This window comes from Pseudomonas sp. BP8 (assembly GCF_017875955.1).
In the GTDB taxonomy this organism is placed as follows: domain Bacteria; phylum Pseudomonadota; class Gammaproteobacteria; order Pseudomonadales; family Pseudomonadaceae; genus Aquipseudomonas.
This window is the reverse complement of sequence record NZ_JAGINK010000001.1, coordinates 3,795,876-3,820,651: the sequence shown is the minus strand read 5'-3', so window position 1 is coordinate 3,820,651 and position 24,776 is coordinate 3,795,876. Positions and strand designations below refer to the sequence as shown.

General features: G+C 64.1%; 23 protein-coding genes. 8 read left to right on the top strand and 15 right to left on the bottom strand.

All coding sequences use genetic code 11. From position 1 onward, the window contains the following. Positions 1–6: 6 nt before the first annotated feature. A complete protein-coding gene (locus J3B00_RS16645) occupies positions 7–264 on the bottom strand; it encodes a DUF2790 domain-containing protein (protein ID WP_209868869.1) in 258 nt (85 codons plus the stop codon). 121 nt (positions 265–385) lie between these two features. Between J3B00_RS16645 and J3B00_RS16640 the strand changes: the two genes are divergently transcribed. Next, positions 386–1,318, top strand: a complete 933-nt coding sequence (locus tag J3B00_RS16640; protein WP_209868867.1) for a LysR family transcriptional regulator — start codon at positions 386–388, stop codon at positions 1,316–1,318. Between the two features lie 71 nt (positions 1,319–1,389). Here the strand turns inward: J3B00_RS16640 and J3B00_RS16635 are convergent, their stop codons facing one another. The 3 genes from J3B00_RS16635 to J3B00_RS16625 all read right to left on the bottom strand — a co-directional run bounded on the left by J3B00_RS16635 (position 1,390) and on the right by J3B00_RS16625 (position 3,674). Then, positions 1,390–1,941, bottom strand: coding sequence for a YbhB/YbcL family Raf kinase inhibitor-like protein (locus J3B00_RS16635; protein ID WP_209868863.1), 552 nt, complete (start codon positions 1,939–1,941; stop codon positions 1,390–1,392). Positions 1,942–1,962: 21 nt separating this feature from the next. Further along, positions 1,963–2,280: a hypothetical protein gene (locus J3B00_RS16630; RefSeq protein ID WP_209868861.1), complete on the bottom strand. Its 318-nt coding sequence runs from the start codon at positions 2,278–2,280 to the stop codon at positions 1,963–1,965. Positions 2,281–2,381: 101 nt separating this feature from the next. Next, positions 2,382–3,674: an MFS transporter gene (locus tag J3B00_RS16625; protein WP_209868859.1), complete on the bottom strand. Its 1,293-nt coding sequence runs from the start codon at positions 3,672–3,674 to the stop codon at positions 2,382–2,384. A gap of 588 nt (positions 3,675–4,262) precedes the next feature. Here J3B00_RS16625 and J3B00_RS16620 point away from each other — a divergent pair. Further along, positions 4,263–5,138: an AEC family transporter gene (locus tag J3B00_RS16620; RefSeq protein WP_209868857.1), complete on the top strand. Its 876-nt coding sequence runs from the start codon at positions 4,263–4,265 to the stop codon at positions 5,136–5,138. Between the two features lie 25 nt (positions 5,139–5,163). Here the strand turns inward: J3B00_RS16620 and J3B00_RS16615 are convergent, their stop codons facing one another. Further along, positions 5,164–6,288, bottom strand: a complete 1,125-nt coding sequence (locus J3B00_RS16615) for an HlyD family secretion protein (RefSeq protein WP_209868855.1) — start codon at positions 6,286–6,288, stop codon at positions 5,164–5,166. Further along, on the bottom strand, positions 6,285–7,934 hold the full coding sequence (locus tag J3B00_RS16610; RefSeq protein WP_209868852.1) for an MFS transporter: 1,650 nt from the start codon (positions 7,932–7,934) through the stop codon (positions 6,285–6,287). The genes J3B00_RS16615 and J3B00_RS16610 overlap by 4 nt, the downstream gene beginning before the upstream one ends. A gap of 283 nt (positions 7,935–8,217) precedes the next feature. On the opposite strand from J3B00_RS16610, the gene J3B00_RS16605 reads away from it, so the two are divergent. The 3 genes from J3B00_RS16605 to J3B00_RS16595 all read left to right on the top strand — a co-directional run bounded on the left by J3B00_RS16605 (position 8,218) and on the right by J3B00_RS16595 (position 12,004). Further along, positions 8,218–8,697, top strand: coding sequence for a nuclear transport factor 2 family protein (locus J3B00_RS16605; RefSeq protein ID WP_209868850.1), 480 nt, complete (start codon positions 8,218–8,220; stop codon positions 8,695–8,697). Positions 8,698–9,674: 977 nt separating this feature from the next. Next, positions 9,675–11,234 carry a gamma-glutamyltransferase gene (locus tag J3B00_RS16600; RefSeq protein ID WP_209868848.1) on the top strand — a complete coding sequence of 520 codons (1,560 nt, stop codon included), beginning with the start codon at positions 9,675–9,677 and terminating at the stop codon, positions 11,232–11,234. A gap of 74 nt (positions 11,235–11,308) precedes the next feature. Then, the gene (locus J3B00_RS16595; RefSeq protein WP_209868846.1) at positions 11,309–12,004 is read left to right on the top strand and encodes a GntR family transcriptional regulator; all 696 of its coding nucleotides are present in this window, start codon (positions 11,309–11,311) and stop codon (positions 12,002–12,004) included. Between the two features lie 188 nt (positions 12,005–12,192). Here the strand turns inward: J3B00_RS16595 and J3B00_RS16590 are convergent, their stop codons facing one another. The 4 genes from J3B00_RS16590 to J3B00_RS16575 are packed head-to-tail and all read right to left on the bottom strand — an operon-like array spanning position 12,193 to position 17,980. After that, positions 12,193–13,443, bottom strand: a complete 1,251-nt coding sequence (locus J3B00_RS16590) for an amidohydrolase family protein (protein ID WP_209868844.1) — start codon at positions 13,441–13,443, stop codon at positions 12,193–12,195. Then, positions 13,440–15,920 (bottom strand): ATP-binding cassette domain-containing protein, encoded by a 2,481-nt coding sequence (locus tag J3B00_RS16585; protein WP_245362576.1) that lies wholly within the window; start codon positions 15,918–15,920, stop codon positions 13,440–13,442. The genes J3B00_RS16590 and J3B00_RS16585 overlap by 4 nt, the downstream gene beginning before the upstream one ends. 2 nt (positions 15,921–15,922) lie before the next feature. Further along, on the bottom strand, positions 15,923–16,792 hold the full coding sequence (locus J3B00_RS16580) for a branched-chain amino acid ABC transporter permease (RefSeq protein WP_209868839.1): 870 nt from the start codon (positions 16,790–16,792) through the stop codon (positions 15,923–15,925). 15 nt (positions 16,793–16,807) lie between these two features. After that, the gene (locus tag J3B00_RS16575) at positions 16,808–17,980 is read right to left on the bottom strand and encodes an ABC transporter substrate-binding protein (RefSeq protein ID WP_209868837.1); all 1,173 of its coding nucleotides are present in this window, start codon (positions 17,978–17,980) and stop codon (positions 16,808–16,810) included. Between the two features lie 186 nt (positions 17,981–18,166). Here J3B00_RS16575 and J3B00_RS16570 point away from each other — a divergent pair, with 186 nt between their 5' ends. Then, positions 18,167–18,565, top strand: coding sequence for a nuclear transport factor 2 family protein (locus J3B00_RS16570; protein ID WP_209868835.1), 399 nt, complete (start codon positions 18,167–18,169; stop codon positions 18,563–18,565). Between the two features lie 206 nt (positions 18,566–18,771). Here J3B00_RS16570 and J3B00_RS26835 read toward each other — a convergent pair whose 3' ends face one another. The 3 genes from J3B00_RS26835 to J3B00_RS16555 all read right to left on the bottom strand — a co-directional run bounded on the left by J3B00_RS26835 (position 18,772) and on the right by J3B00_RS16555 (position 20,529). After that, positions 18,772–19,824, bottom strand: a complete 1,053-nt coding sequence (locus tag J3B00_RS26835; RefSeq protein ID WP_209868833.1) for a methyl-accepting chemotaxis protein — start codon at positions 19,822–19,824, stop codon at positions 18,772–18,774. A gap of 108 nt (positions 19,825–19,932) precedes the next feature. Then, on the bottom strand, positions 19,933–20,148 hold the full coding sequence (locus tag J3B00_RS16560) for a TIGR02450 family Trp-rich protein (RefSeq protein ID WP_209868831.1): 216 nt from the start codon (positions 20,146–20,148) through the stop codon (positions 19,933–19,935). 129 nt (positions 20,149–20,277) lie between these two features. Next, a complete protein-coding gene (locus J3B00_RS16555) occupies positions 20,278–20,529 on the bottom strand; it encodes a hypothetical protein (RefSeq protein WP_209868829.1) in 252 nt (83 codons plus the stop codon). A gap of 326 nt (positions 20,530–20,855) precedes the next feature. On the opposite strand from J3B00_RS16555, the gene J3B00_RS16550 reads away from it, so the two are divergent. Beyond that, complete coding sequence (locus J3B00_RS16550; RefSeq protein ID WP_209868827.1) at positions 20,856–22,478, top strand: methyl-accepting chemotaxis protein; 1,623 nt, start codon at positions 20,856–20,858, stop codon at positions 22,476–22,478. Positions 22,479–22,720: 242 nt separating this feature from the next. Here J3B00_RS16550 and J3B00_RS16545 read toward each other — a convergent pair whose 3' ends face one another. Continuing rightward, complete coding sequence (locus J3B00_RS16545; protein ID WP_209868825.1) at positions 22,721–23,047, bottom strand: AzlD domain-containing protein; 327 nt, start codon at positions 23,045–23,047, stop codon at positions 22,721–22,723. Then, complete coding sequence (locus J3B00_RS16540) at positions 23,044–23,775, bottom strand: AzlC family ABC transporter permease (RefSeq protein WP_209868822.1); 732 nt, start codon at positions 23,773–23,775, stop codon at positions 23,044–23,046. The genes J3B00_RS16545 and J3B00_RS16540 overlap by 4 nt, the downstream gene beginning before the upstream one ends. Positions 23,776–23,897: 122 nt before the next feature. On the opposite strand from J3B00_RS16540, the gene J3B00_RS16535 reads away from it, so the two are divergent. After that, complete coding sequence (locus tag J3B00_RS16535; protein ID WP_209868820.1) at positions 23,898–24,776, top strand: LysR family transcriptional regulator; 879 nt, start codon at positions 23,898–23,900, stop codon at positions 24,774–24,776.

The window sequence follows — 24,776 nt, the reverse complement described above, 5'->3', positions numbered from 1 at the left end:
GGCGCCTCACATCTGCGAGCAGTTGCCCATTTCGCGGAAGTTGACGTCGTGGCGCTGGCCTTGGTGGTCGACGTAGACCATGTGCGCCGTGCCCACCTGGCAATCGGCGATGTCGCTGGCCGGGGTGATCGAGATAACTTTGGCAACGTCCAGCGGCATGCCGTATTCGTAGGTTTGCGAAGCGTCTGACGGTGCTTGATCAGCGTACGCACCTACCGATGCAACGGATGCGAACAGTGCAAAAAGGGCGATTGAGGCTTTCATGTCTGGCTCCTTGTGAGGTATTACCAATGATGTATTCATTGGTGATCCACAATAAAGGGGCTATCCCGTGATAGATTCCTGCCCGGGACGTACGAATAAGACTGAAAGGAGCGGACCCTGAATGGACATGCTGCATGCCATGCGAACGTTCTCCCGCGTAGTGGAGTGCGGCAGTTTTGCGGCCGCCGCCAATGCCCTGGATATTTCCGCGGCGCAGGTATCACGGATTGTTGCCGAGCTTGAGAACCAGTTGCAAACCCGCCTGCTGCACCGCACCACGCGGCGTTTACGCATGAGCGAGGCTGGCGAGCGGTTTCTCGAGCGCTGCCGGCAGATCATGCTGCTCACCGAAGAGGCCATGGACGAAGCCCGTGGCGCCCACCTGACGCCGCGCGGTCGCCTGCGTTTTCACTCTACCCATGGCCTGGGCATGCTGATGATGCCGTTGGTGGCTGCTTACAAGGCAGCCTGCCCTGAAGTGGTGATGGAGCTGACCCTGTCGCAGCGCAATCCGGACCCGCTTGATGAGGGGCATGACGTGGTGATTACCGTCGGCCGCGGCTTGCCTGATTCGCAGCTGATCGCGATTCCGTTGGGGAGCATCTACAGCATCCTCTGTGCTTCACCGGAGTACCTCGCCCAACATGGCGTGCCGCAGCGCCCCGAAGACCTGCACGAGCATGTCTGCCTGCGCATGGGCGACCCGTTGTTCGAGGAGGACTGGGCGTTCGAGCAGTCAGCGGACAAGTGCGTGATCCTGCCTCAGGACACGTTCCTGACCAATGTGGCTGACGCCATGTTGCAGGCCACCGAACTGGGCATGGGCATTGGCTTGATCCCCTATTACTCGGCGAGCAAGGCGATTGCCGAGGGGCGGCTGTGTCGCTTGCTGGCGCCACACCGGCTGCGTCAGCGGGAGATTTATGCGATCTACCCGTCGCGGCATTATCTGGATGCCAAGGTGCGAACGTGGCTGGATCTGCTCAAGGAGCAGTTACCGCTGATGTTCAAGGCCCATGAAACCGTGGTGGATGATCCGCGTTATTCGCGTTGAGTGGAGTGTACCCCTCGAAACCTGTAGGAGCGGGCTTGCCCCGCGAAGAGGCCCACTGCCCCTCCCATCGATCAATGCCCATAGCGCCCGACAATGCTCTGCCCGCCCAGAGCATGATTCTGCAACGCATCCAGCAACCCCTGCCGATCCAACCCCTCCGGCAAACTGCCAGGCGCCAGGTCAGTAGCAATCAGCGTCAGCGCATAGTGATGCGGGTTGTCTCCCGCCGGCGGACAGGGGCCACGGTAGGTCAACATCCCGCGTGAATTACGCCCCACCGTCACCGCTTTGGTGGTCTGTCCGGCGCTGCCTTCTTCCAGGTTGCCGTGCTCCGCGTCGATGTTGTAGGCAACCCAATGCACGACCCCGAGGCCCTTGCCGCCATCAGGGTCAAACATCACCAGCGCGACTGACCGCGTCCCGGCCGGCAGGTTGCTCCAGCTCACCTGCGGCGTGCGCTCTTCACCACTGCCGCACGAAGTGTCTGGACCGACCTGTTTTAGCGCAATCACGCCGCCATCGGTGAACGAAGCCGACTCCAACGTCAGTGCACCGCTGTCAGCCTGTGCCGTCAGGGCGACAAGACTGAGCGCGGCAGCCAGCAAGCTACCTGGAAACGTCATGTAAGGGCCTCCAGCAACGAATTAGCGGCTGTCGCTGTCTTCAGCGGTGCCGCCCGAGCTGCCTGCGCCAGTTCCGGTAGCCTCACCGGTATTGTTCGAGCCACCGGTGGTACCGTCTGCGGCATCCGAGTCAGCACCGGTATCGCTGCTGTCGTTGTCCTTGCCACCTGGGCTGTTGACGCTGCTGCCGTCGCCTGCGGTTTCGCCTTTGGGGTGCTCGCCGTTGGCGTGCTCTGCGCTGGGCTTGGTGTTGTTCATGTCAGTGGCTGCGATGCTGGCGGTGGAGGCGATGCCCAAGCACATAGCAAGCAACAGGGGAAGCGGACGAATGCGGACCATGGTGAATCTCCTGTAAGGATGATCTTCATGCATTCGGCCGTTCGGGGCGGGGCAGGGTGCCCGTCAGGCGACGAGCGGTCGTCCGCGTGCTCCGCGAAGCGTCAGGCGCGTTCGGTCGAGGGCGTCGCTGCCTGGGTTTCTGCCATCGACGGATGCTCCTGCACCGCATGCATCAACTCCTCGGTCACGCGCAGCTCGGCGCCGCTGTTTGAGAATGTCGCCGACGGCGCAAAGGGCGCCGGATGCTCGGGCGCCGGACGCTTGCCGCGCCGCCAGAGGAAGAAGCTCACCATCGCCAGGTTGATCACGGCAAAGGCCCAGAATAGACCGACTTCGCCGTAGGAGGTCATCACCGGCGAGATGGCCAGCGGGGCCATCGCCGAGCCCAACGAGTTGATCAACAGCAAACCCTGGATCATCGGCACCAGCGCATCGGCGGGCGCGCGGTCGGCGGCGCTGCTGACCGCCACTGGATACAGGGCGAATACGCCACCGCCGAGCAGGAACAACATGGCCGGCAGCACCACCGAGTCGGAGGGCAGGAAGGCGATCACCACCGACAGCACCGTACACAGCGCGGCCAGCGCGATCAGCACATCCTGGCGGTCCTTGCGGTCTGACCAACGCCCGACCGGGTACTGCAGGAGCATGGCGCCGAGGATCACCCAGGCCATCATCGTGCCGACTTCGCCGACGTCCAGGCCGATCCGTTGCAGGTACAGGGGCAACAGCGCGTAGATCCCGGCAATGGCGACACCCGAGCCGAAGCAGCCGACCAACCCGGTCGGCGCGATGCCGAGCAATTGACGCGGTTTGAGCGGCTCGGCCTGGTCAAGCCGCGGCGACACCTGCGGCAGGATCACCACGGGCAGTACCGACAAGGTGGCGAGGATCCCGGCGACCATGAACGGAGAGGTACCGCCCCAGCCACTGATCTCGCCCAGCGCCGCCTGAGCCAGAACGCCGGCACCATAGAAGGCAATCATGTACAGGGCCAGCAGGCGGCCACGGATTTTCGCGTCGCCGGCCATCAGCAGCCAGCTCTCGATCACCAGGAACACCCCGACCGCTGCCCAGCCATTGATCAAGCGCAGAATCGACCACCAGGTAGTGTCGTAGAACAAGCCTTGCAGAAGGATGGTCGCGGCAATAAGCGAGGCGAAGCTGGTGTAGGCGCGGATATGGCCGATGCGCAGGATCAGCCGGTCGTTGAACATCGCGCCCAGGGTCAGGCCGATGAAATAGGCCGAGGAGACCAAGCCGATCATCGTCGCCGATTCGCCGGCGGTGCCCAGTTGCAGGGTGGTCAAAGAAGACATGAAACCATTGCCCAGGGCAATGATGAACAGCCCGAGCAGGGGTGCTAGCGCCTGGGCCAGCAAACGCGGAGACATACGTACCTCAAGGTAAGATCAGCGGAATGTGCGCCTTTTCTGACGCGCACGCGTACCCCGGCCATGCTGGGCCGGGGGCTACACGAGGTACCTGGGCAAGAATTGCTGCTGGCCAATGGAGGTCGTTGGCGGTCTTCAGGGGCAGTTCCGGTGCGGGAACTGCCTTATACGACCTCATTGACGGCATCGGGGGCAGGCCACCTTGCGAGGTGACTGGCGAAAAGGAGGCGCGATTCTAAGCCTTGCGCAGAATTTGCCAAGGGGGCTACCCCTGCGACCAGAGGCCGCAGGGTGGATTTCAGACGAACGTGGCCTGAACTCCACTGCCTTTGCAGATGTGCCGGCCTCTTTGCGGGCTAACCCGGCAGGGCCGCTCCCACGCCGATCGTGTATGCCCCTATCTGCAGGGCAAGCGCGGACATTGTGGGAGCGGCCTTGCCGGGGCGCCGGACCGGTCGGAAAGGGCCGCAAAGCGGCCCCGGCATTCTTAAAGTCAACAATATTAGGGCTAGCCAGCGCAGAGCCCGGCACTGGCATAATCGCTCTTTTCAGCCGATCAGTTGCTGATCGCCAAGGAGGGCACGTTACATGCTGGCTTCGTTGTTTGCCGTTCTGGCACCCGTGTTCATCGTCGCAGGCATCGGCTACGCCTGGGCGCGCAGCGGGATCGAATACCCCACCGAGTTCATCGCCAGATTAGTCATGACCGTCGGCACCCCGGCGTTGGTGCTGTCGACCCTGAGCCGGACCCAACTCGACCAGACCGCCTTCACCAGCATGGCCCTGGCCTGCATGCTGTGCATGGTCGGCATGGCGCTGGCCGGGCTTATCGTCAGCCGCCTCAGCGGGCTGCACTGGCGAGTGCTGCTGCCAGCCTTCATGTATCCGAATACCGGCAACATGGGCTTGCCGATCAGCCTGTATGCCTTCGGCGAGCACGGCCTGGCGCTGGCCGTGGCGTTTTTCCTGACCCTGTCGATCTTCCAGTTCACCATTGGTATCGCCATCTCGGGCAGCGCCACGTCGCTCAAGGCATTGCTGCGCAACCCCATCGTGATCAGCCTGGCCGGCGCCATGCCGATCATCTTCCTGCAGTGGGAACTGCCCACATGGCTGGCGAATACCGCCGACCTGCTCGGCGGCATGACCATCCCGCTGATGCTGCTGACCCTCGGCGTTTCGCTGGCGAGCATTCGCTTGCAGCATGTCGGCAGCGGGCTGCTGCTCGGCGGCCTGCGTATTGTCCTGGGCGGTGCGGTGGGTTGGGGCGTGGGTCAGGTGCTCGGCCTGGAAACCCTGGAAAAAGCCGTACTGGTGCTGCAATCGTCAATGCCGGTAGCGGTGTTCAACTACCTGCTCGCAGTCCGGGCCAATCGCTCGCCGGAGCAAGTGGCGAATCTGGTCATGTGCTCGACGGTACTGTCGTTTCTCTGGCTGCCGTTGGTGCTGGCGTGGTGGCTATGAGGGCACAGGTGCATAGCCCTCACGCTCAGCGGGTATCGATATTGACTACCACCGACATGCCCGGCCGCAACCGATGCGCCTCGACCTGGTCGGCATCAACGGTGACCCGCACCGGAATACGCTGAGCGATCTTGACGAAGTTGCCGGTGGCGTTGTCCGCCTGCAACAGGGCGAACTCCGAGCCGGTCGCCGGCGAGATCTGCTGTACGTGCCCACGCAGTTCGAGGTGGTCCAGCGCATCGACGGTAAAGGTTACCGGCTGGCCGATACGGACCTTGGCCATCTGGGTTTCCTTCATGTTGGCGATCACCCAGAGGGTGTCGGGGACCAGCGCCATCAGTTGCGCCCCTGAGTTGACATAGGCGCCCAGGCGCGTGCCGATCTGCCCCAGCTGGCCGTCGCGTGGCGCGATCACTCGGGTGTTGTCGAGGTCGATGCGGGCCAGCTCTACGGCGGCCTTGGCGTTTTCCACCGCCGCTTCCAGCGCGGCGCGGTTGACGATCACCGTTTCCAGATCCTGGCGGGCGATCTCCAGCGCGGCCTTGGCCTGGGCCAGGCTGGCGACTTTTGCAGCGTGGCTGGCGCGGCTGACGTCGAACTCGCGGCGCGATACCGAACCGTCGCTGACCAACGCCTGGTTACGGCGCAGGTCGGCCTGGCTCTGCTCGGCCTGCGCCGCAGCATCGGCAATGGCCGCCTGGCGCTGGGCAATGGTCGCTTGGGCGCTTTTGCGCTGCTGCAAGTTGTTGGCCAGTGCCGCTTGTTGCTGCTGGAGCTGGGCGATCGATTGGGCCAGGCGCTGGGTGTAGATGCGGTCATCGAGACGCACCAGCAGGTCACCGGCCTTGACGAATTGGAAGTCGTGCACCGGCACCTCGACGATGTAGCCGGCCAACTGCGGGCCGATGATCGTCACCTGGCCTCGCACCAGGGCGTTCTCGGTACTTTCGATGGCGCTGCTGAACGGCGGCAACCGCCAGGCGTAGAGCACCAGCAGGATCCCTGCCAGCGCCACACTGGCGAAGATCATCGACGACAGCACGCGGACCCGCCGCGTGCGGGTCGGGCTATTGGGTTCGCTCGGCGGCGTGACGCCTTCCGGGGTTTCGGCGATGGCAGTGGTGGAGGTGGTCGGTGTCTCTTGGGTCATCTGCTCGGAGCGCCGCTGGTGGGAGAGGAAGGGTTTGCCTGTCGGGACGTGTACCAGACCCACAGGCTACGGACAAAGATCCAGATCATGGTCAGCACCGCGATGCCGCCGATCAGCATGAACACATCGTTATAGGCCAGCACGTTGGCTTCACGGGTGGCAGCAGACGAGAGCAAGCGGGTACCGACCTCGCTGCGCAGGCTGGGGTCGGCGATCAGGCCGGCATAGCCGCTGCCGCCGCTTTGGATGCGCGCGGTGACCAAGGGTTCCAGGCGGCTCAATTGCTCGGCCAGGTGACTCGAATGGTATTTCTCGCGCACGGTCTGGAAGGTGCCGAGCAAGGCCGCACCGATCAGGCCACCGAGGTTGTTGCAGATACCGAACATCACCGAGAAACTCACCAGGTTGCGCGGGTTGGCCCGCACATGGCTGATGCCCAGCGTCATCGATGGGCCGAGGAAGAACGTGCTGCCGAAAGCCAGCATGAACTGGCTGAGGTACATCTGTGCGGGCCGGGTTAGATTGCTCGAGCTGCTGTCCATGAAGGCGCCGGTGGCCATCAGCGCCAGTGAGATGAACAGCGGCAATACCAGGTGCTTCGGGTTGATGGTCAAGGCACTGGTGGCCAGGCCGGCGACGGCGCCCAGCAGCATGATCCAGTACAGCTGGCGCAATTGCTCGGTGCCCATGTTCAGCGTTTGCAGAAAGCCCACCGCGCCGGTGGACTGCTCTGAGGTGACCATGCGGATCAAGATCACGCACAAGGCCAGGCGGATGACTGCAGCGCTGCCCAGCCAGCGAGTCATCAGCAGCGGGTTGCTGCGGTTGTGTTCTATCGCCAGACCGGCACAGATCAGCCCGATCGCCGCCGCCAGGGCAACGCCTATCCACGGCGCATCCAGCCACCAGTCGATACGCCCCAGCGACAGTGCGGCGCAGAGCAGGGCAGTGCCGCTGGCCATCAGCGAGAAGGTCAGGAAATCGAGCGGCTCAAAGGTCTTGAAGCGGTCTCCCGGTGGCAACTTGAGCAGCAGTACACAGCCGAGCGCGGTCAGCGCAAGGCCCAGTTCGAACATGTACAGCCCACGCCACTCGGCAATCTGCAGCAGGTCTTCGGAGAACACCCGGGCCAGCGGCACCGCCAGTTGCGACGCGCCGAGCCCGAGCACCATGGCCTTCAAGCGCCATTGCGCCGGGAAGGCCTGAATCATGTAGTACAGCCCCAAAGAGCTCAGGGCGGCGCCGACCATGCCGTGGGCGGCGCGCACGGCGACGGCCGAGTTGAGGTCGTTGACAAACAGGTGGGCGAAGGTGACCAGCGCGTAGAGCACCAGGAACACCTCGGTGAAGGCGCGCAGGCCGAACTCCTGGCGAAACTTCACCAGCAGCAGGTTCATCGACACGTTGGTCATGACAAATGCCGCGGGCAGCCAGGCCATTTCGGCGGTGGTTGCGCCCAGTGCGCCTTGCAGGAAGGTCAGGTTGGCAGTGACCAGCGCGTTGCCCAGGCCGCCGGTGATGGCCACCAACAAGCCGACCGCACCGTAGGCCAGGCGCGTGCCGGGCGCATGCAGGGGCGTCGATGGGGAGCCGGGCAGGGTGGGTTTTTCGTGAGGGAGCCACTGATGTGGGGTGTACTTGTCCATGACTGGTGCTGGGCCCGTCGTTCGTGTCGGGAAACTTTACGCGACATACAGAGGGAAGGAAATTTTTCAGACAGCGCCGGCCTCTTCGCAGGGCAGGCCCGCTTCGCATGGTGCCCACAAATCCTGTAGGAGCGGGCTTGCCCCGCGAAGAGGCCCGCCTATTCACCGCCCCCGGTTCAGCGGATTACGGGCCACGGCATGACCAACACAGCTATCTTTACCGCCAGCGGCCAGCTCGCCAACCAAGGCCGCGCTCACCTCCCATGACCCTGGAGACGCTACCATGACTGCCCCTGACGCACCCCGTCCGCCCTTGCCACCCTTCACCCGCGAGTCGGCGATCCAGAAAGTGCGCATGGCCGAGGATGGCTGGAACAGCCGTGATCCGAAGAAAGTCGCCACGGCCTACACCGTCGATACTCAATGGCGTAATCGTACCGAGTTCATCCATGGCCGGGACGAGGTGGAAGCCTTTCTTACGCGCAAATGGAACAAGGAACTCGACTACCGGCTGATCAAGGAATTGTGGGCCTTTAGCGACCATCGCATTGCCGTGCGCTACGCCTACGAATGGCACGATGACTCGGGTAACTGGTTCCGGTCGTATGGCAATGAGAACTGGGAGTTCGCCGATGATGGGCTGATGGCGCTGCGTTTTGCCTGCATCAACGATCTGCCCATTCACCCTTCCGAACGTAAATACCTGTGGCCGCTGGGGCGTCGGCCGGATGACCACCCGGGGTTGTCTGAACTGGGGCTTTGAGGGCTTGAGCTGCTGGCTTGTATCGGCATCCTAAGCGGACAGGCTTGAATGCAGTCAAGTGCGGGTAGAGGGGGCTTCATGGATTGACGGGGACGGTGGGGTTGGGGCTTGTAGGTTGGGGGCTTATCCATTTGATGTGGTGGGTTTTCGGGCCCCTTCCGCCCTTACGGCGGGTCACTTTTTGGCAAACGCCCCAAAAAGTAACCAAAAAGGTCTTGGCTCCGTCATCCGGCCCTTCGCTGCGCTACGGGTTCCCTCGCTCCGGTCTTGCTCCGGGAGGACCGCGCTGTACGGCCCATCCTGGGCCTCAGCGCTTTCCGGCCATCCATGGCCTCCACCTCCCTGCGCAAGACCTGCGCTCGGCCTCCTGAAGTCGCTGGTAGATCAAGAGCAAGATCAAGATCAACAGCCAGGGCAACGGCAGGCGAATCGCTGCGCTCTCGCTTTGTTTATTTACGAGCGGATTTGTGGGGTGGCTGGCAGGGCTGCGCCCTGCGATTTGCATTGTCAGTCCCGGCCTCTTCGCGGGGCAAGCCCGCTCCTACAGGTACAGCGCCGCATTCAAAATTCGCGCAATACCTGTAGGGGCGGCGGTGCGGCGATCCGACTTGTCCCGCGAAGAGGCCCGAATATCCACCACCCATGCCACTATCAAAAACAACGCCAGCCCAGACGCCACCCGTAACTTCGCGACGTCAGGAGGCCGGATGCAGGAGCAGGCGGTTTTTGGTCACTTTTTTCCAAGAAAAAAAGTGACCCGCCGTAAGGGCGGAAGGGGCCAGCAGCGCCAGCGCGCTCAAAGGGATAAGCCCGCAATTCCAAAGCCAGCCGGCCAAGCCAACGCAATCCAACACGCCATCTCTCCCAACAACCCAAGAAGAACTTGATGAAGGGCCAGGGGCACCGCAGAATCACGGTCATACCAGAACGGGAACGATCCTTGCTGATTGCTAGCAATATCCATGAAGGAGCTAGCAATGAACCACTCCCTGACAGCCCAAGCCCGTGGTGGCGTCCTCTGCACCCCACATCCCCGCGCCAGCGCGGCAGGCCTGGAGGTCCTTGATGGCGGTGGCACGGCCATCGACGCCATGTTGGCCGCCAGCGCGGTACTGGCCGCGGTCTATCCCCACATGACCGGCCTGGGCGGCGATGCACTGTGGTTGGTGCATGATGAGCAGATACGCACCATCATCGGGATCGGCCAGGCCGGCACGCGCTTGCCGGAGCAGGGCGCGATCAGCCTGCGCGGGCCCGCTTCCGTGGCGACCACGGCCGGTGCCATGGCCAGTTGGGCTCAGGCCAAGGCACTCAGCGAGCGCTGGGGATCAAACATGGGCTGGGCCGACCTGCTCACTGGCGCGGCCGAACTGGCCCGCGTCGGTGTCGAGGTGTCGGCCTCGCAGTTATTCTGGCAGGCACAACGCAGCAGCCTGATCGAGACTCTGCCCAGCCTCCATCCACTGTGCAAAAGCAACGGACACTGGTTGCAAGCCGGTGATCGCCTACGCCAACCCGCACTTGCCAACAGCCTGGAACAGCTGGCTCGGCGCGGGCCAGAAGATTTTTACCACGGTGAACTCGCACAAGCCTTGGTCGCAGCCTTTGCCGACTTGGGATGCGGGTTGACCGCCTCCGACCTGGCCGCCACCCGTGCCTACGCGCAAGCGCCAATCTCCATCCGCTACCGCAACGGCCGTCTGTACAACGTGGCACCGCCGACCCAGGGCCTGTACACCTTGCGCGCCATGGCCGCGCTGGATGCCCTCGATCTGGGGGAGAGCGGTACCCCGCGTTACTACCACTTGCTGGTCGAGGCGATCAAACAGGGCCTGTTGCAGCGCAACCAGCAACTGCATGACCCGCTCGTCAGCGCCTGGGATTTTCAGCAGAGCCTGGCCGAACCTGCAGCCATGCTCGACGAGCGGCGCGCGTCGCCGTGGGGCGAACCGGGCCAACCCGCCGATACCGTGTGGATGGCCGCCAGCGACAGCGCTGGGCGCAGTGCTTGCCTGATCCAGAGCCTGTTTCACGACTTCGGCTCTGGCTGCATCCTGGGTGATACCGGCATTCTCTGGCACAACCGTGCGGCGGGCTTCAACCCGGACCCTGCCCATGCCAATGCCTGGGCGCCTGGCAAACGCCCGGCACACACCCTCAACCCTTCGGCGTACCTGGCCGACGATGGCCGGCGGTGGTTTTTCGGCACGCAAGGCGGCGATGGCCAGCCGCAGACGCAGATGGTCCTGGCGACCCAACTGATCGATTTCCAGCAACCCCCGCACGCGGCGCTGCGTACGCCACGCTTCTTGCTCGGGCGCAGCTTCTTCGACAGCGCTGATAACCTCAAGCTCGAGGCCGATATTGGCGAGGCGGTACTGCATGGGCTGGCTGCCAAGGGCCACGCGATCGAGACCACGCCGGTGCTCAGCCCGCTGATGGGCCTGGCCGGGGTGATTGCGATTGACTCTGATGGCGCCAAGTGCGCCGCCTACGACCCGCGCAGCCAGGGCAGCGCCCTCGGACAGGCGGATTGACACGCCGTATTTGCCGCCGTCGCGGGCCGAGCGGATAATGCCGGCCCAACGCGTGTGAGGGTTTCGAGGTCTCGATGAAAGGCAAGACGGTCAGCAGCAAGCAACAGGAAGTCCAGCGCATCGCCGAGATGATCGCCAAGGCCATTGCCCAGCATCGGTTGCGCCCCGGCGCACGGTTGGTGGAGGCGCAGATCGTCGACACCTTGCAGGCCAACCGTAACCACGTGCAGGCGGCGCTGCAACGCCTGGCCATGCAGCGCATCGTCGACATCGAGCCGAACCGCGGCGCCACCGTGGCCCAGCCGAGCGCCCGCGAGGCCCGGGAGATCTTTGCTGCCCGGCGCGCGGTGGAGCGGGCGATTGTCGAGGCGATCAGCCCGGCACATATCGACCAGCACCGGGCGCGCATCGAGCAGCACATGCGCAATGAGCGCGAAGCCACGGCCAGCACCGACCGCCAGGCGATCGTCCGTGAACTCAGCGAGTTCCACCTGATGCTGGGCGAGGTCAGCGGTAATCAGGTGCTGGCCGACATTCTCGGCAACCTGATGGTGCGCAGTTCACTGATCGTTGCCCTGTACCAGCGAGGCGACAGCCCGCCGTGTGCCTCCGACGAACACCAGGCGGTGATCGAGGCGCTGCGTCTGGGTGATACTGAAACTGCCGTGCGCGAGATGATCGAGCATCTGGATGAGCTCGAGGGCCAGTTGGCCCTGGAGGAGTCTGCAGCGCCAGAAGTGAATTTGCGGCAGGCGCTGGCGGGACTGTGACAGGCGGTCTTGTTCAGTGTCTTCGGATTCATCGTTGAATCCAGCAACGCTGGGGGCGCTTCGCGCCCCATTCGCGACACAAGGCCGCTCCCACAGTGATCGCGCCAGCGTTTAGGTTCAAGGAGGATCGCGGAACCTGTGGGAGCGGCCTTGTGTCGCGATAGGGCCGCGCAGCGGCCCCAGCGGGCTCACGCCAGACGCAGGTTGTCAGGCGCAGCGATCATGGCCGGCCGAACCAGCTCCGCCGCCGGTCGGACGAAGGTCTGCCGGCCATGCTTGAAGCCCATCAGCGGCACAGCGATGCGGCCGACCACCTCGGCCGGCGACGGCGCGTCGAACACCACCAGGTCGGCCCGGCAGCCCGGCTCCAGCCCGTAACGATCCAGCCGCAGCAGGCGCGCCGACTCTCGTGAGATCCAGCCCAGGCACAACAGCAACTCCTCTGGCGTACCCAGCTGGGCAACGTTGGCGAACAGGTTGGCTTGGCGCACCAACGACGCGTCGCCGTAGGGGGTGAACGGGTTGCCAATGTTGTTGCTCGACAATGAACAGGTCACCCCGCACTGGTGCAACTGGGCCAACGGCGCCAGCCCACGGGGTTTGTTCTCGAACCGATCACGGCCGGTCAGAAACAGATCGGTCGAGGGCAGGCAGGTCACCTGCACGCCAGCCTCGGCCAGTGCCTCGCCAATGCTCAGCAGTTGCGCCCGAGGTAGCGCCGAGAGTTTGGTCGCATGGCCGACGGTGACCCGGCCGTGCCAAGCGTGCTGCCGAGTGCAGCGGATCACCTCAGGCAAGGTCATCCCGGCCAGCGCCAGGTCGAAGTCCAGGTGCAGGTCCAGGTCGCGGTCATAGGCTACGGCCAGTTCGAACAGCCGGCGAATCTGTGCGTGCGGATCAGCGTCGGTATACGGGCAACCCCCCAGCACTTCGGCGCCTTGCTCCAAGGCCTGGCAGAGCAGGGCCTCGGTACCAGGATTGTCGAGCATGCCCTCCTGCGGGAACACACAGATCTGCAGGCTCAGCGCCCAGGCGTAGTCAGCCTGCAAGCGGCGGATCGCGCGCAGGCCGGTCAGGCCGATGCCCGGGTCGATCTCGACATGGGTACGCATGTGCGTGGTGCCCTGGACAATGGCTTGTTCCAGCACCGCCGCGCCACGGGCATAGACGTCGGCCTCGGTGAAGTTCGCCTTGGCCAGGCGAGTCTGGGCAATGGCTTCGGCCAGGGTGCCTTCGCGCAATTGACAGCGCGACAGGATGCACGCCTTGTCGAGGTGGATGTGGGTTTCGACCAGGCCGGGCAATACCAGCCGCCCCGCGATGTCGATTACTTCTGCCGGACCACGCAAGCGCGAGACGAAGTGGCCGTCTTCGATCAGCAGCCGGGTCAGTGCCGGGCCTTCACCCAGACGCACATTGATCAGTTCCAGAGCACTCATGCTGCCGCTCCTGCGCCCAGATAGGCCGCTTCCAGTTCGGGGTCGCCGCGCAGCGTTTCAGCGCTGCCCTGCTTGACGATGCGGCCGGTCTCCAGCACGTAGGCGCGGTCGGCCACTTGCAGTGCCAGGTTGGCCATCTGATCCACCAACAGCAGCGTTACCCCTTCATCGCGCAGCGCCGCGAGTGCGTCGTACAGCTCGCCGATCATGGCCGGCGAAAGGCCCAGCGAGGGCTCGTCGAGCAGCAGGATGCGCGGCTTGGCCATCAGCCCACGGCCGATCGCGACCATTTGCTGCTCGCCACCGGAAAGCAGCCCAGCAGGGCTGTCGATGCGTTCGCGCAGGCGCGGGAAGCGGGTCAGGATCGCCTCGATTTCGCCCTCTGCATCGACCTTGTCCTGACGTACATTGGCACCCAGCAAGAGGTTCTCGCGCACGCTGAGCTGGCCGAACAACTGTCGGCCCTCAGGCACCAGGGCCAGGCCAAGACGGGCGATCTGGCTGGCATCACAGCTTTCGATACTGCGGTTATCCAGCACGATGCTGCCCGCGCACGGGCGGTGCAGGCCGGCCAGGCACTGCAGGATGCTCGACTTGCCGGCGCCATTAGCGCCGAGAATGGCGATCAGCTCGCCAGGGTTGACCACCAGGTCGACGCCCTCGACCACCGGCGCGGCGCCATAGTCGATCGCCAGGTTGCGCACATGCAGGACGGCATCGCGCGAGCCGGCCCAGGCTTGTTGCCGAGGTCGGGCCTGGTACTGGGTGCCGCCCAGGTAGGCAGCGATCACCTTTGGGTTGCTGCGCACCTGTTCGGGCGTACCCCAGGCAATCGGCTTGCCGGCGTCGAGCACCAACAGCCGCTCGGAGACCGCCATCACCAGCGGCATGTCATGCTCGACCAGGATCACGGCCAGGTTGAACTCGGCCAAGCGCTGCAGCAGCGTGGCCAGGCGATCGGTGTCCTGCCGGCCGAGCCCGGCGGCGGGCTCGTCGAGCAGCAGCACTTGGGGCTGGCTGGCCAGCGCACGGGCAATTTCCACCAGGCGGCGGTCGACATGTGGCAGGTCGTCGGCAGCAACGTGCAGGTTGCCGCGGTAGCCGACCAACGCCAACAGCTGCACTGCGATGGCCTTGCGGCTGGCCTGTTGCCGTGGCCACGGGCATTCGATGGCGCCGTGCTGCAAGGCCACCAGCAGGTTTTCCAGCACGCTCAGCTCAGCAAACAGCTGGGTGGTCTGGTAGGTACGGGCGATGCCGGCCCGGGCGATGCGCCAGGCGGGCTGGCCGGCGAGTTCGCTCGCCAGGGCAATCGAGCCGCTGTCGGGCGTGTAGAAGCCGCTGATCATGTTCAGCACCGTCGACTTGCCGGCGCCGTTCGGGCCGATCAGGCTGGTGATGCTGCCGGGCAGGGCGCGCAGGCTGACCTGCTGCGCCGCCTGCACGCCGCCGAAACGGATGCCGATGCCCTCGACCGTCAGGCCCTGCGGCGTAGCGGTATTGAAGAAAGCCTGCAACGCAGCATGATCGACCGCCGCGGTGACCGGCTCCTGCGCCGGCCGCCAGAAGCGTCGCGACAGGCTACCGAGCACGCCGCGCGGCGCCGCCCACAGCACCGCCAGCAGCAACACGGCAAACGCCAGCAACCGGTACTCGGCAAAGTCTGCCAGCAGCTCTGGCAGCAAGACGATCACCAGCGCCCCCAGTACCGGCCCGAACAGCGTCCCCGCACCGCCAACGATCACCGCCAGCACGAACAGGATCGACTGCGAAAACGGAAACGCCGCCGGGTTGATGAACATCAGCACCGGCGCGACCAACGCGCCCGCCGCACCGGCCAGGCCAGCCGACAAGGCAAAGGCCAGGGTGCGCGTCTGCACCGGATTGATCCCCAGCGAGCGCGCGGCAATTTCCGAAGCCTTCACCGCGCGCATGGCCAGGCCCCAGCCACTGCGCTGCAAGCTCCAGTAGAACACCAGCGCCACCAGCATCAGGGCGACCGCTGCGAGCGCGAGCAGCAGGCTCGGGTCGAGCGTGCCGAGCGCCGGCAGGGGAATGCCCATCAAACCGTTGGCGCCGCCGGTGACGCTGCGCCACTCGATCAGGCCGTTGTGCACGACCAGGGCGAAGGCAATGGTGATCATCGCCAGATACGGCCCACTGACCCGCAGTGCCGGGATCGCCAACACCCCGCCCGCCAACGCGCAACCCAGGCTTGCCAGCGGCAGGGCAAGCGTCAACGGCATGCCGGCGAGGGTCAGCAGCGCCGACAGGTAAGCGCCAATGGCATAGAACGCGATATGACCGAAGGACATCTGCCCAGACAGCCCGATCAGGATATTCAGGCCTACCCCGACCGTCACTGCCAGGGCGTACAAGGTCAGGATCAACAGCCAATAGCTGTCCAGGCCCAGCGCCAGGCCAACGCCGGCGACGCCGAGCAGGCCCAGCCCGAGGGGGACGAGAAGCGTGCGCATGGTCATACCTTCACCCACAGTTTGCGGCCGAACAGGCCATCGGGACGTACCGCCAGCGCGACGATCACCAGGGCAAAGCACAGCAACTGGGTAAACGCCGACCCGAAGTACAGCGTGACCAGGGCTTCCACCAGGCCGAACAGCAAACCCGCGGCGAACACCCCGCTGGCACTGGCAATACCGCCGAGGATGGCCACGGCGAACGCCTTCAGGCCAAACAGCGTGCCCATGTCCGCATGTACGCTGTACAGCGGGGCGATCAACAGGCCGGCGAGGGCGGCGAACACCGTCGACAGGGCAAACGCCGCTGCCACCACCCGGTTGACTTCAATGCCCATCAGCCGTGCGGCCCGCGGGTTCTGCACGCAGGCTTCCAGGCGCAGGCCCAAGCGGGTCCGCCGACGCACCCAATACAGCGCTGCCGCGACCGTTGCGCCAGCCAGCGGGATCGCCAGCTGGACGACGCTGAGGCTGCTGTCGCCCAGCTCCAGGCGCAGGCTGGCCAGGGCGCTGCCAAACTGCCGCGGCTCCTTGCCAAAGGTGAACAGCGCCAGGTTATCGAGCAGCAGCCCGCCGGCGACCGTTGCCATCAGCCAGGCGTCCGAGCCGCGGGCGTGAAACGGCCGCACCAGAAAGCGTTCGATGGCAAGCCCGAGTACCGCGCACAGCACCAGGGTGGTCGGCAGCGCCAGCCACAGCGGCCAGCCCCAGGTGACTGCCAGGCTGTAGCCGAGCACCGCGCCGACCATCATTGCGCTGCCCTGGGCGAAGTTGACCGTGCGCGACACGGCGTAGGTAAGGTGAAAGCCAAGCGCCAGCAGCGCATACATGCTGCCGAGGCCCAGGCCGCTGACCAGTGCGGTGGTGATCATGATCAAGCTCTCCAGTCAGGGCGCCACGGGCACGATGGTGTCACCGTCGAAGCGGCTGAACACGTAGTCGTCCGGGCCCAGGGCGTCGTGGCGGTCAGTGGTGAACGGCTGGTGATAGGTCTTGATCAGCCCGGCGTAGTCGCTGATGGCATAGAAACCGTCGCGTACCTGCACGCCATGGGTAGCCTGGGCCTTGTCGATGGCCAGGCCGACCAGGTGCATGGCGTCGTAGGCGTTGGCGATGCCCACTGCCGGGGTGACATCGGCGAGGCTCTTGACCTGCGGGTAGCGTTGCTTGAGTGCGCCGAGCAGGGCATCGCCGCGGGCACTGTTGTGCTCGCCAAAGACGAACGTCTGGATGAAGTGCACACGCCCGGCGTCAGGCCCGGCGAGCTCGCCGAAACGTCCGCCGGCTGGCCCCCAGTGGGAGACCACGGGGACCTTCCAGCCCATCTGGTCGAGTGACTTGACCACCTGCGCCGAAGGGCCGACGTTGCCCACCAGCAACAGGGTATCGACGCCGGCGTTTTTCAACCGGGTGAGTTGCGGGACCATGTCCAGGTCGCTGTCTTCGAAGCGCTCTGCCGGCGCCTGCGGCAGGTTGCGCCGGGCGAGGGCGGCGTGCAGCCCGGCCAGGTTCGACTCGCCCCACGGGTTGTTGGCCAGGATCAGCCCAGGCTGCTTCATGCCCTGGCGCAGGCCGTAGGCGACCAGCGCCTCGTCGACCTGCTCGTCGACCGCCGAGACGCGGAACACGTAATTATCCTTGGCGCCGTTTTCGGTGATCTTGGTGCCAGCCGCCCAGATGCCCATGAACGGTGTTTTCAGTTGGTTGGCCAGCGGCACGATGGCCAGCGACACCGGCGTATCCAGGCCGCCGAACAGCACGCTGACTTTTTCTCGCTGGATCAGCTCGCGTGCCGCCAGCATGCCTTTGGCCGGGTTGCTTTCATCATCGCGGCGGACCAGCTCCACAGGGCGGCCGAGTAGCCCGCCCTTGGCGTTGATTTCATCGATGGCCAGGGTCAGGCCTCGGGTCAAGGCCTCGCCCGACTTGGCCGACTGCCCGGACAACGCAGCAACCAGACCGACCTTGATCGGCTCGGCGGCCTGGACGCTGCCTGCACAGCAGGCGAGGGAGAAGGCTGCACAAGGCAGCCAGCGGCGCAGCAGGGACCGGGTAAGCATGTGTGGAACTCCTGATTGCTAGCAATTCGTAAAAATGTGCTAGCAAAACAGGTGCCACTTGGAAAATACTCATGACGCCCCCCGTGTTCTGGGGCTATCGCCGGATGACTCAGTGCCGTCACGTGCACTGGATCAAGGCAAAGGTTGGGGTCAACGCCCCGTTCTGGACAACCTCGGAGACACTCCATGACCGATAGCAACGCCGCTGTACAGATCATCCGCGACTTCCTTGCCGCTTCGATGGCGCCCGACCCGGTGCGGGCCGCCACTTACATGAGTGATGACGTGCGTATCACGTTTACTGGCGGTCGGCCGATGCCGACGCCGACCGACATCACTGCATTCAATGGTGCCCGCTATACCTGGGTAAAAAAGGAGCTGGGCCAGTTCGACTGGTGTGAACGCGAAGACCACACCGTGGTGTATTCCAACGGCACGCTGTACGGGCAGTGGCCGGACGGGCGGAGTTTTTCCGGTAACCGTTACCTGGATCGATTCGAGGTCAAAGCCGGCAAGATCGTGCGCATGGACGTCTGGAATGACAGCGCCGAATGGATCCTGGCGCCGGAGATTGGCAAGGCATGAGCCGCCTGTCCTGACCCCGGGGGCGCTCCGGCAAGGCCGCTTCCACAGCGCAGCGTTAGTCTTGAGGCATGCGCGGCCTCTGTGCGGGCAACTGTCTTGCACAAAACCTAAAGGTTAGCGCGTTCCCTGTGGGAGCGGCCTTGTGTCGCGAAATGAGGGCGCAGCCCTGACCGGCATCACCTGAACGTACGGCAGGCCCAGCTTCACTACGCGGTGTGTCTTTGCTCCAAGCGCTGGGCAAACTGACCCATCACCTCGACCACCCGCTGGGCGCCGTGATGGATGTCCTGAATCACCGCCCCAGCCTGGTTCGCCAGCTCAACCCCATGCTCGGTCTTGAGCGTGCTCGACTGCATGCTGGCCACCGCTTGCTTGGCCAGCTCGCGGTTCTGGGCGACCACTTCGCTGATCGCCACAGTGGCCTGGCTGGTGCGCTGGGCGAGGTTACGCACTTCATCTGCCACCACGGCAAAACCACGCCCTTGCTCACCGGCACGCGCGGCTTCAATGGCAGCATTGAGGGCGAGCAGGTTGGTCTGGTCGGCAATGCTGCGGATGGCGTCGACAATCGTGCCGATCTGTTCGGACTGCTCACTGAGCGCGCCGATCGCCTTGGCCATCAGCTCGAGTTCGTCGGCAATGCTCTGCACCACGCTCACTGTCCGCTGGACCACCGCAGAGCCTTGCTGGGTATGCACGTCAGTTTCCTGCGAGGTCGCGAAAGCCAGCAATGCGGCCTGTGATTCGGCAGCGCGCTGGTCAACTTCGCGGGTGATGTCGGTGGCGTACTTGACGATGCCATACAGCTTGCCCTGTTCGTCATACAGCGGGTTGTAGCTGGCTTGCAGCCAGACGGTGACGCCGCGGCTATCGATTCGCTGGAACACCCCAGCCTTGAACTCGCCACGGTTCAGCGCCGCCCAGAAGCTCCGGTAGGCTTCGCTGCCGCTCTGCGCGGGTAGGCAGAACAGGCGGTGATGCTGGCCCCGCATCTGCTCCAGGCGATAACCCATGACCTTGAGAAAATTACCGTTGGCGTTGATGACATGGCCGTCGAGGCTGAACTCGATCACTGCCATCGAGCGGTCCATGGCGTTGCGATAGCTGGCCTCACGCTGGGCGCGTTGCTTGAGCTGGTCGCGCTCGGTCTCGAGCAACGCCATCGACTCGCGCACGGCTGCCAGCTCGGCTTCGAGCGCGGCTTGGCGTGCCTCAGATTTTCGCAAGGCGTGTTGATGAGTGCGGGCGCGCATGAACATTCGAGGGGATCCGTCGGGCAGGGGCGGGCATTAAGCCACTACGCCTCGTAAAGTTGTACAGAAATTTATGCCTGTACAGGTTTTATCTGCCGGACGGTGGTTCAACAGCTATTTCCAGCCCATCAGCCATCGATTCTCATCGCGTAGAACCTGCCAGTCGAGTAGCTCGGTTCGACCGCTGTAAACGGCTTGCAGTTCGATTTGCAGCGGCGTGCCTTGCTCGTCACACAGCAGTTTGGTGACGATGAAGTGCTTTTCGCGGTTGATGGGGGCGCTCGCGGTCCATTTGGAGAGGGTGAGTTTGCGTGGATTGAACTTGTTCATGGTGGGTCCGGGCAGCCAAGCAGAGGGTCATGTACAGAATATTGTACTTGTACAGGCCGGTCTCTTCGCGGGTCAAGCCCGCTCCTACAGGGGATGCGGCGTGCTTGTGAGCGTTGTTCGCTGCATGAATCAGCCGCTGAACGGTGGCTGCGATTGCGCGGTGTCAGCCACCACTTCAGCGTTGGCCGAGCGCAAGACCGACGTGCGACGACGCTCGTACTCTTCATGCGTCAACCCTTGACGGGCCAGCGCCTCAAGCTGCAACTGGCGAGTCTCCTCGACCGTGTAGGGACGTAACTCGGGATGATTGGCACAGCCGCTCAGCAGGGTAATGCCGCTAGCGATCAGGGCAGTGAGTAACAGGCGGGCTGTGCTGTTCATCGGGAGGTCTCCTTGAGTCCAGTGGATTCGCGTGTGTCGAATCGATGGAGCAAGGTTAAGCGTCGGCCTTTGTCAGCAGAAATTGCCTGTATCAATAGTCACTATCGGCCTCGCCTGTGGGTTACTGGTCCGATAAATACGGAATCGAAGACAGCCCGGGTTTCCCCACTGACCAGAACGCGGTGAGCGCGCTGCTCAAGGTCCATTTCTAGCCGACGGGAAGTGTTCGATTATCGGGCACTAAACGTCTGGCGGCGCTAAACCTTCCCGCGCCGGGGCCGAACGTAATGGCGAGTACATTCCACCTGCCACCTGGATGTTTTGCCATGTCTTTGCGCCACCTCAACATTGCCACCCGTTCGTACCTGAGTTTCAGCCTGATCGCCGCCCTGGTGGTGATCCTCGGTCTGTTTTCCATCGACAAGATCGCCAGCATGCGCGAAGCGGTGGTGTACACCGAACAGGTGACCAACGTCGGTACCCGCAACCTGGGCGAGGTGCGCAGCCACATGCTTGGCCTGCGCATCATCACCCTGCGCATGGCCATCGCCCGCGAGCCAGCCCAGCTGGCGCCGACCCTGGCACGTCTGGAAGTGCTCAAAGGTCTGCTCGACGCTGGGATGCAAGGCTATGGCGCGGTGGTGCCGGCGGCAGGCAAGCCGGTGTTTGCCGAAATGCGCCAGTTGATCGACCAGTACCGGGTATTGCTCGACCAGTACAAAGGCCTCTCGGAGCAGAACCGCTTGCCGCAGATGCAGGCCATGCTCAGTGGCAACATGCAGGACATCTCCAACCGAATCGGCGAGCTCTACGACAGTCTGGTCAAGTTCAGCAGCGCGGCCGCCGCCGAGCATACCGCCCAGGTCCGCAGCGATTATGAGCGTGCACGCTACCTGACCTTCAGCGTGGTCGGCCTGGTGCTGGTGCTGACCATCGGCCTGGCCTGGTTGCTGACCCGCAGCATTGTCAGCCCACTGCGCGAAGCCATCCGGGTTGCGCAGAACATCGCCGAGGGCGATCTGTCGCATTCGGTGCAGGCCAGCGGTGGCGATGAGGCGACCCAGTTGATGCATGCCCTGGCCGCAATGCAGGCCAGCCTGCGCGATGCCCTGCGACTGATCGGCGACTCGTCGCAGCAACTGGCCGCGGCCAGCGAGCAGATGTCTGCAATAACCCGGCAGACCTCCAGCGACCTCGGCCGACAGAGCGATGAGATCCAGCAGGCGGCGACCGCAGTCACCGAGATGAGTGTGGCGGTGGAGGAGGTGGCGCGTAATACCGTGAGCACCTCGCAGATCTCCAGCCAGTCTGAAGATGCCGCGCGCCGCGGGCGTGAGCGGGTGGCCGAAGCGATCGGCTCGATCAACAAGATGAGCAACGATGTGCATGAGGCCTCGCGGCAGATCGAGGCGTTGTCGCTGCAGTCGCAGCAGGTCGGCAAGGTGCTCGATGTGATTGGTGCGATTGCCGGTCAGACCAACTTGCTGGCGCTCAACGCGGCGATCGAAGCGGCCCGGGCGGGTGAAGCCGGGCGTGGTTTTGCCGTGGTGGCGGATGAAGTGCGGGCGCTGGCGGGGCGTACCCAGAGCTCGACCTTGGAAATCGAAGAAATGGTCAATGCCATTCGCAACGGCACGGCGCGGGTGGTGGACGCGATGCAGAGCAACAGCCAGCAGGTCGGGCATACCTTGCAGGTGGCTGAGCTGGCCGGCCAGGCGCTGGATGAGATCAGCAGCGGGGCGACCACCATTCATGAGCGCAATCTGGTTGTTGCCAGTGCCACTGAGGAGCAGGCGCAAGTGGCCCGTGAGGTAGATCGCAACCTGCTGAACATCAGGGACCTGGCGCTGCAGACTTCCGAAGGGGCGGATCAGATCAGCGTGGCCAGCCAGGAACTGGCCAGTTTGTCGATCGGCTTGAACGAGATGATGAAGCGCTTCCGGCTGTGATTGGCAGTGACAGTTTCGGCCTCTTCGCGGAGTACGCCACGATGCTGTTCACTTAAGAATGCCGGGGCCGCCTTGCGGCCCATCGCGACACAAGGCCGCTCCCACGCCGATCGTGCAAGCCCCTATTTACAGGGGGAGCGCGGACATTGTGGGAGCGGCCTTGTGTCGCGATGGGCTGCTCAGCAGCCCCAGCACTCTTAAGTCAGCATCAGGGCAAGCCCCACGAAGAGGCCGGCATACCCCTACATTCCCCAGCTTTTCAACCCCCACAACACCGCCATGCCCACGCCCAGGGTCAACAACGTACTGCGGGTTCGCCAAGCCACCAGCCCCGCAACAATCGCTGCGGGGAGTTGCGGATTGCTCCAGTCCCATTGCGCCAGCCGGTCCTGGTAGACCACCGCTGGCAACACCAGCGCCGCCAGGACGCTGGCAGGCACATACGCCAGCGCCCGCCTGAACAGCGGCGGGATGCGCAGGGCGCCGTAGAATTCGATGAAAGACAGCCGCAGGGCAAACGTGCCCAGCCCGATCAGCAAAAAGGTGATCCATGGCGACAGCTCGCTCATGACGCCTCCTGTTCAGGGTCAACCGCTTGCGTGGTACCCGCGCGCAGTTGCTCGATGGTCACCCCGCTGATGACGCCACCCAGCGAAGCGACCAGCAAGCCCAGGTTGTAGGGCAGATCGACCGCCAGCACCGCCAGCACGCCACCCACTGTCGCGGCGCCGAGCGTGGCCGGGCTACGCAGGTTGGGGATCAACAACGCCAGGAATGACAATGGAATGGCGAAGCCCAATGACCAGGAATCAGGGATGCCAGCTCCCAGCCAAATGCCTGCGATCACCGCGAGATTCCAGCCAAACCACATGGTCACGGCAGTGCCGGCATAGTAGGGAAAGGCGAACCGGCCCAGTTCACCCGAGGCGAACTTCAGGCTGCACAGCGCAAAGCTCTGATCCGACAGCAGGTACGACAGTGGCCAGCTGTGGCGGCGAGGCAAGTGGCTGAGGTGCGGCGCCAGCGCCGCGCTGTACATCAAAAAGCGCAGATTGATCACCAGAGCCGTCACCACCATGGTGATCGGCAAAGCGCCGTTCTGCATCAATTGCATGACCACCATCTGGGCTGAGCCCGAATAGAACAGCAAGGTCATGCCGATGGCATCGAGCGGTGTCATGCCCATGCCGATTGCGGTGACGCCGGTGATCAGCCCGAACGGGACGATCCCGGTGGTTAACGGGAGGACACTCTGTGCGCCACGCACGAACGCTTGCCTCCCACTGAGATAGTGCATTTTGGTTCCTTGACGAAATACGGGCGCCAGTACCCGGCTGTTGTTGAAAATAATCTGCGTGGCAGCAGGTCACAACGTCAGATTTGTGGAATATTAGGCCTAAAAAAAATGAGCCTGAAACAATGCCTCTTGATTCCCCCCTACGCCATTCACTTCAGCTCAATGCCTTGCGCGCCTTTGAAGCCTCCGCCCGTCTGGGTGGTTTCGCCCGTGCCGCCAAGGAGCTCAAGCTGACACCTGGCGCCATTGCTGCGCTGGTCAAGGCGCTCGAGCGTGAATACGGCGCGGCGCTGTTTGAGCGTTATGCCAAGGGTGTCCGTCTCACGCCACTGGGCGAGACCCTCAAGGCGCAGTTCACCGAGGCCTTCGACGCGGTGGAGGAGGCGGCCCGCACCCTGCGCCGCCTGGCCGCTCCGCAGCGGGTGCACATCGTCACCTCGCCGGCGTTGGCGCAGCTCTGGCTCGGGCCGCGCCTGCCGCGTCTTACCGAGTTGCTGGCGCCCATCGAAATATCGGTGACCGCTGTTGATGAGCCGCCCAACCTCAAACGCAGCCCGTTCGATCTCTGCCTGTTCTACACCCCGGCGCTAGAGCGCGGCCAGCGCCGGCTCGCCGACGAAGCGCTGATCCCGGTCTGCGCGCCCGCGCTGGCGAGCCAGCTCAAGGCCCCGGAAGACCTGCTCGGGGTTCGCTGCATCGCGGACGTGGTCTGGAACGACTGGGAGGTGTGGACGGGGGCGGTGATGCCCGAGCGGCCGTTCATCGCCGGCGGCCCTGGCTTCTCGCTGTATTCGATTGCCGTGCAGCAAGCTTTGCTCGCGGCTGGCGTGCTGATCGGGCGGCGCAGCCTTGTTCAGCGCTACCTGGACAGCGGCGAACTGGTTGCGCCTATAGACTGTTCGGTGCCATTGGGCATGAGTATCGCCGCGTGGACGCTTCCGGTGGCCAGGGGCAATCGGGTGGTGGCGGCCGTGGAGGATGCGTTGGCGCAGTTGGCTTGA

Coding starts and splice junctions, on each gene's coding strand:
- J3B00_RS16645 (WP_209868869.1), bottom strand. CDS start 264: ATGAAAGCCTCAATCGCCCTTTTTGCACTGTTCGCATCCGTTGCATCG.
- J3B00_RS16640 (WP_209868867.1), top strand. CDS start 386: ATGGACATGCTGCATGCCATGCGAACGTTCTCCCGCGTAGTGGAGTGC.
- J3B00_RS16635 (WP_209868863.1), bottom strand. CDS start 1,941: ATGACGTTTCCAGGTAGCTTGCTGGCTGCCGCGCTCAGTCTTGTCGCC.
- J3B00_RS16630 (WP_209868861.1), bottom strand. CDS start 2,280: ATGGTCCGCATTCGTCCGCTTCCCCTGTTGCTTGCTATGTGCTTGGGC.
- J3B00_RS16625 (WP_209868859.1), bottom strand. CDS start 3,674: ATGTCTCCGCGTTTGCTGGCCCAGGCGCTAGCACCCCTGCTCGGGCTG.
- J3B00_RS16620 (WP_209868857.1), top strand. CDS start 4,263: ATGCTGGCTTCGTTGTTTGCCGTTCTGGCACCCGTGTTCATCGTCGCA.
- J3B00_RS16615 (WP_209868855.1), bottom strand. CDS start 6,288: ATGACCCAAGAGACACCGACCACCTCCACCACTGCCATCGCCGAAACC.
- J3B00_RS16610 (WP_209868852.1), bottom strand. CDS start 7,934: ATGGACAAGTACACCCCACATCAGTGGCTCCCTCACGAAAAACCCACC.
- J3B00_RS16605 (WP_209868850.1), top strand. CDS start 8,218: ATGACTGCCCCTGACGCACCCCGTCCGCCCTTGCCACCCTTCACCCGC.
- J3B00_RS16600 (WP_209868848.1), top strand. CDS start 9,675: ATGAACCACTCCCTGACAGCCCAAGCCCGTGGTGGCGTCCTCTGCACC.
- J3B00_RS16595 (WP_209868846.1), top strand. CDS start 11,309: ATGAAAGGCAAGACGGTCAGCAGCAAGCAACAGGAAGTCCAGCGCATC.
- J3B00_RS16590 (WP_209868844.1), bottom strand. CDS start 13,443: ATGAGTGCTCTGGAACTGATCAATGTGCGTCTGGGTGAAGGCCCGGCA.
- J3B00_RS16585 (WP_245362576.1), bottom strand. CDS start 15,920: ATGCGCACGCTTCTCGTCCCCCTCGGGCTGGGCCTGCTCGGCGTCGCC.
- J3B00_RS16580 (WP_209868839.1), bottom strand. CDS start 16,792: ATGATCACCACCGCACTGGTCAGCGGCCTGGGCCTCGGCAGCATGTAT.
- J3B00_RS16575 (WP_209868837.1), bottom strand. CDS start 17,980: ATGCTTACCCGGTCCCTGCTGCGCCGCTGGCTGCCTTGTGCAGCCTTC.
- J3B00_RS16570 (WP_209868835.1), top strand. CDS start 18,167: ATGACCGATAGCAACGCCGCTGTACAGATCATCCGCGACTTCCTTGCC.
- J3B00_RS26835 (WP_209868833.1), bottom strand. CDS start 19,824: ATGTTCATGCGCGCCCGCACTCATCAACACGCCTTGCGAAAATCTGAG.
- J3B00_RS16560 (WP_209868831.1), bottom strand. CDS start 20,148: ATGAACAAGTTCAATCCACGCAAACTCACCCTCTCCAAATGGACCGCG.
- J3B00_RS16555 (WP_209868829.1), bottom strand. CDS start 20,529: ATGAACAGCACAGCCCGCCTGTTACTCACTGCCCTGATCGCTAGCGGC.
- J3B00_RS16550 (WP_209868827.1), top strand. CDS start 20,856: ATGTCTTTGCGCCACCTCAACATTGCCACCCGTTCGTACCTGAGTTTC.
- J3B00_RS16545 (WP_209868825.1), bottom strand. CDS start 23,047: ATGAGCGAGCTGTCGCCATGGATCACCTTTTTGCTGATCGGGCTGGGC.
- J3B00_RS16540 (WP_209868822.1), bottom strand. CDS start 23,775: ATGCACTATCTCAGTGGGAGGCAAGCGTTCGTGCGTGGCGCACAGAGT.
- J3B00_RS16535 (WP_209868820.1), top strand. CDS start 23,898: ATGCCTCTTGATTCCCCCCTACGCCATTCACTTCAGCTCAATGCCTTG.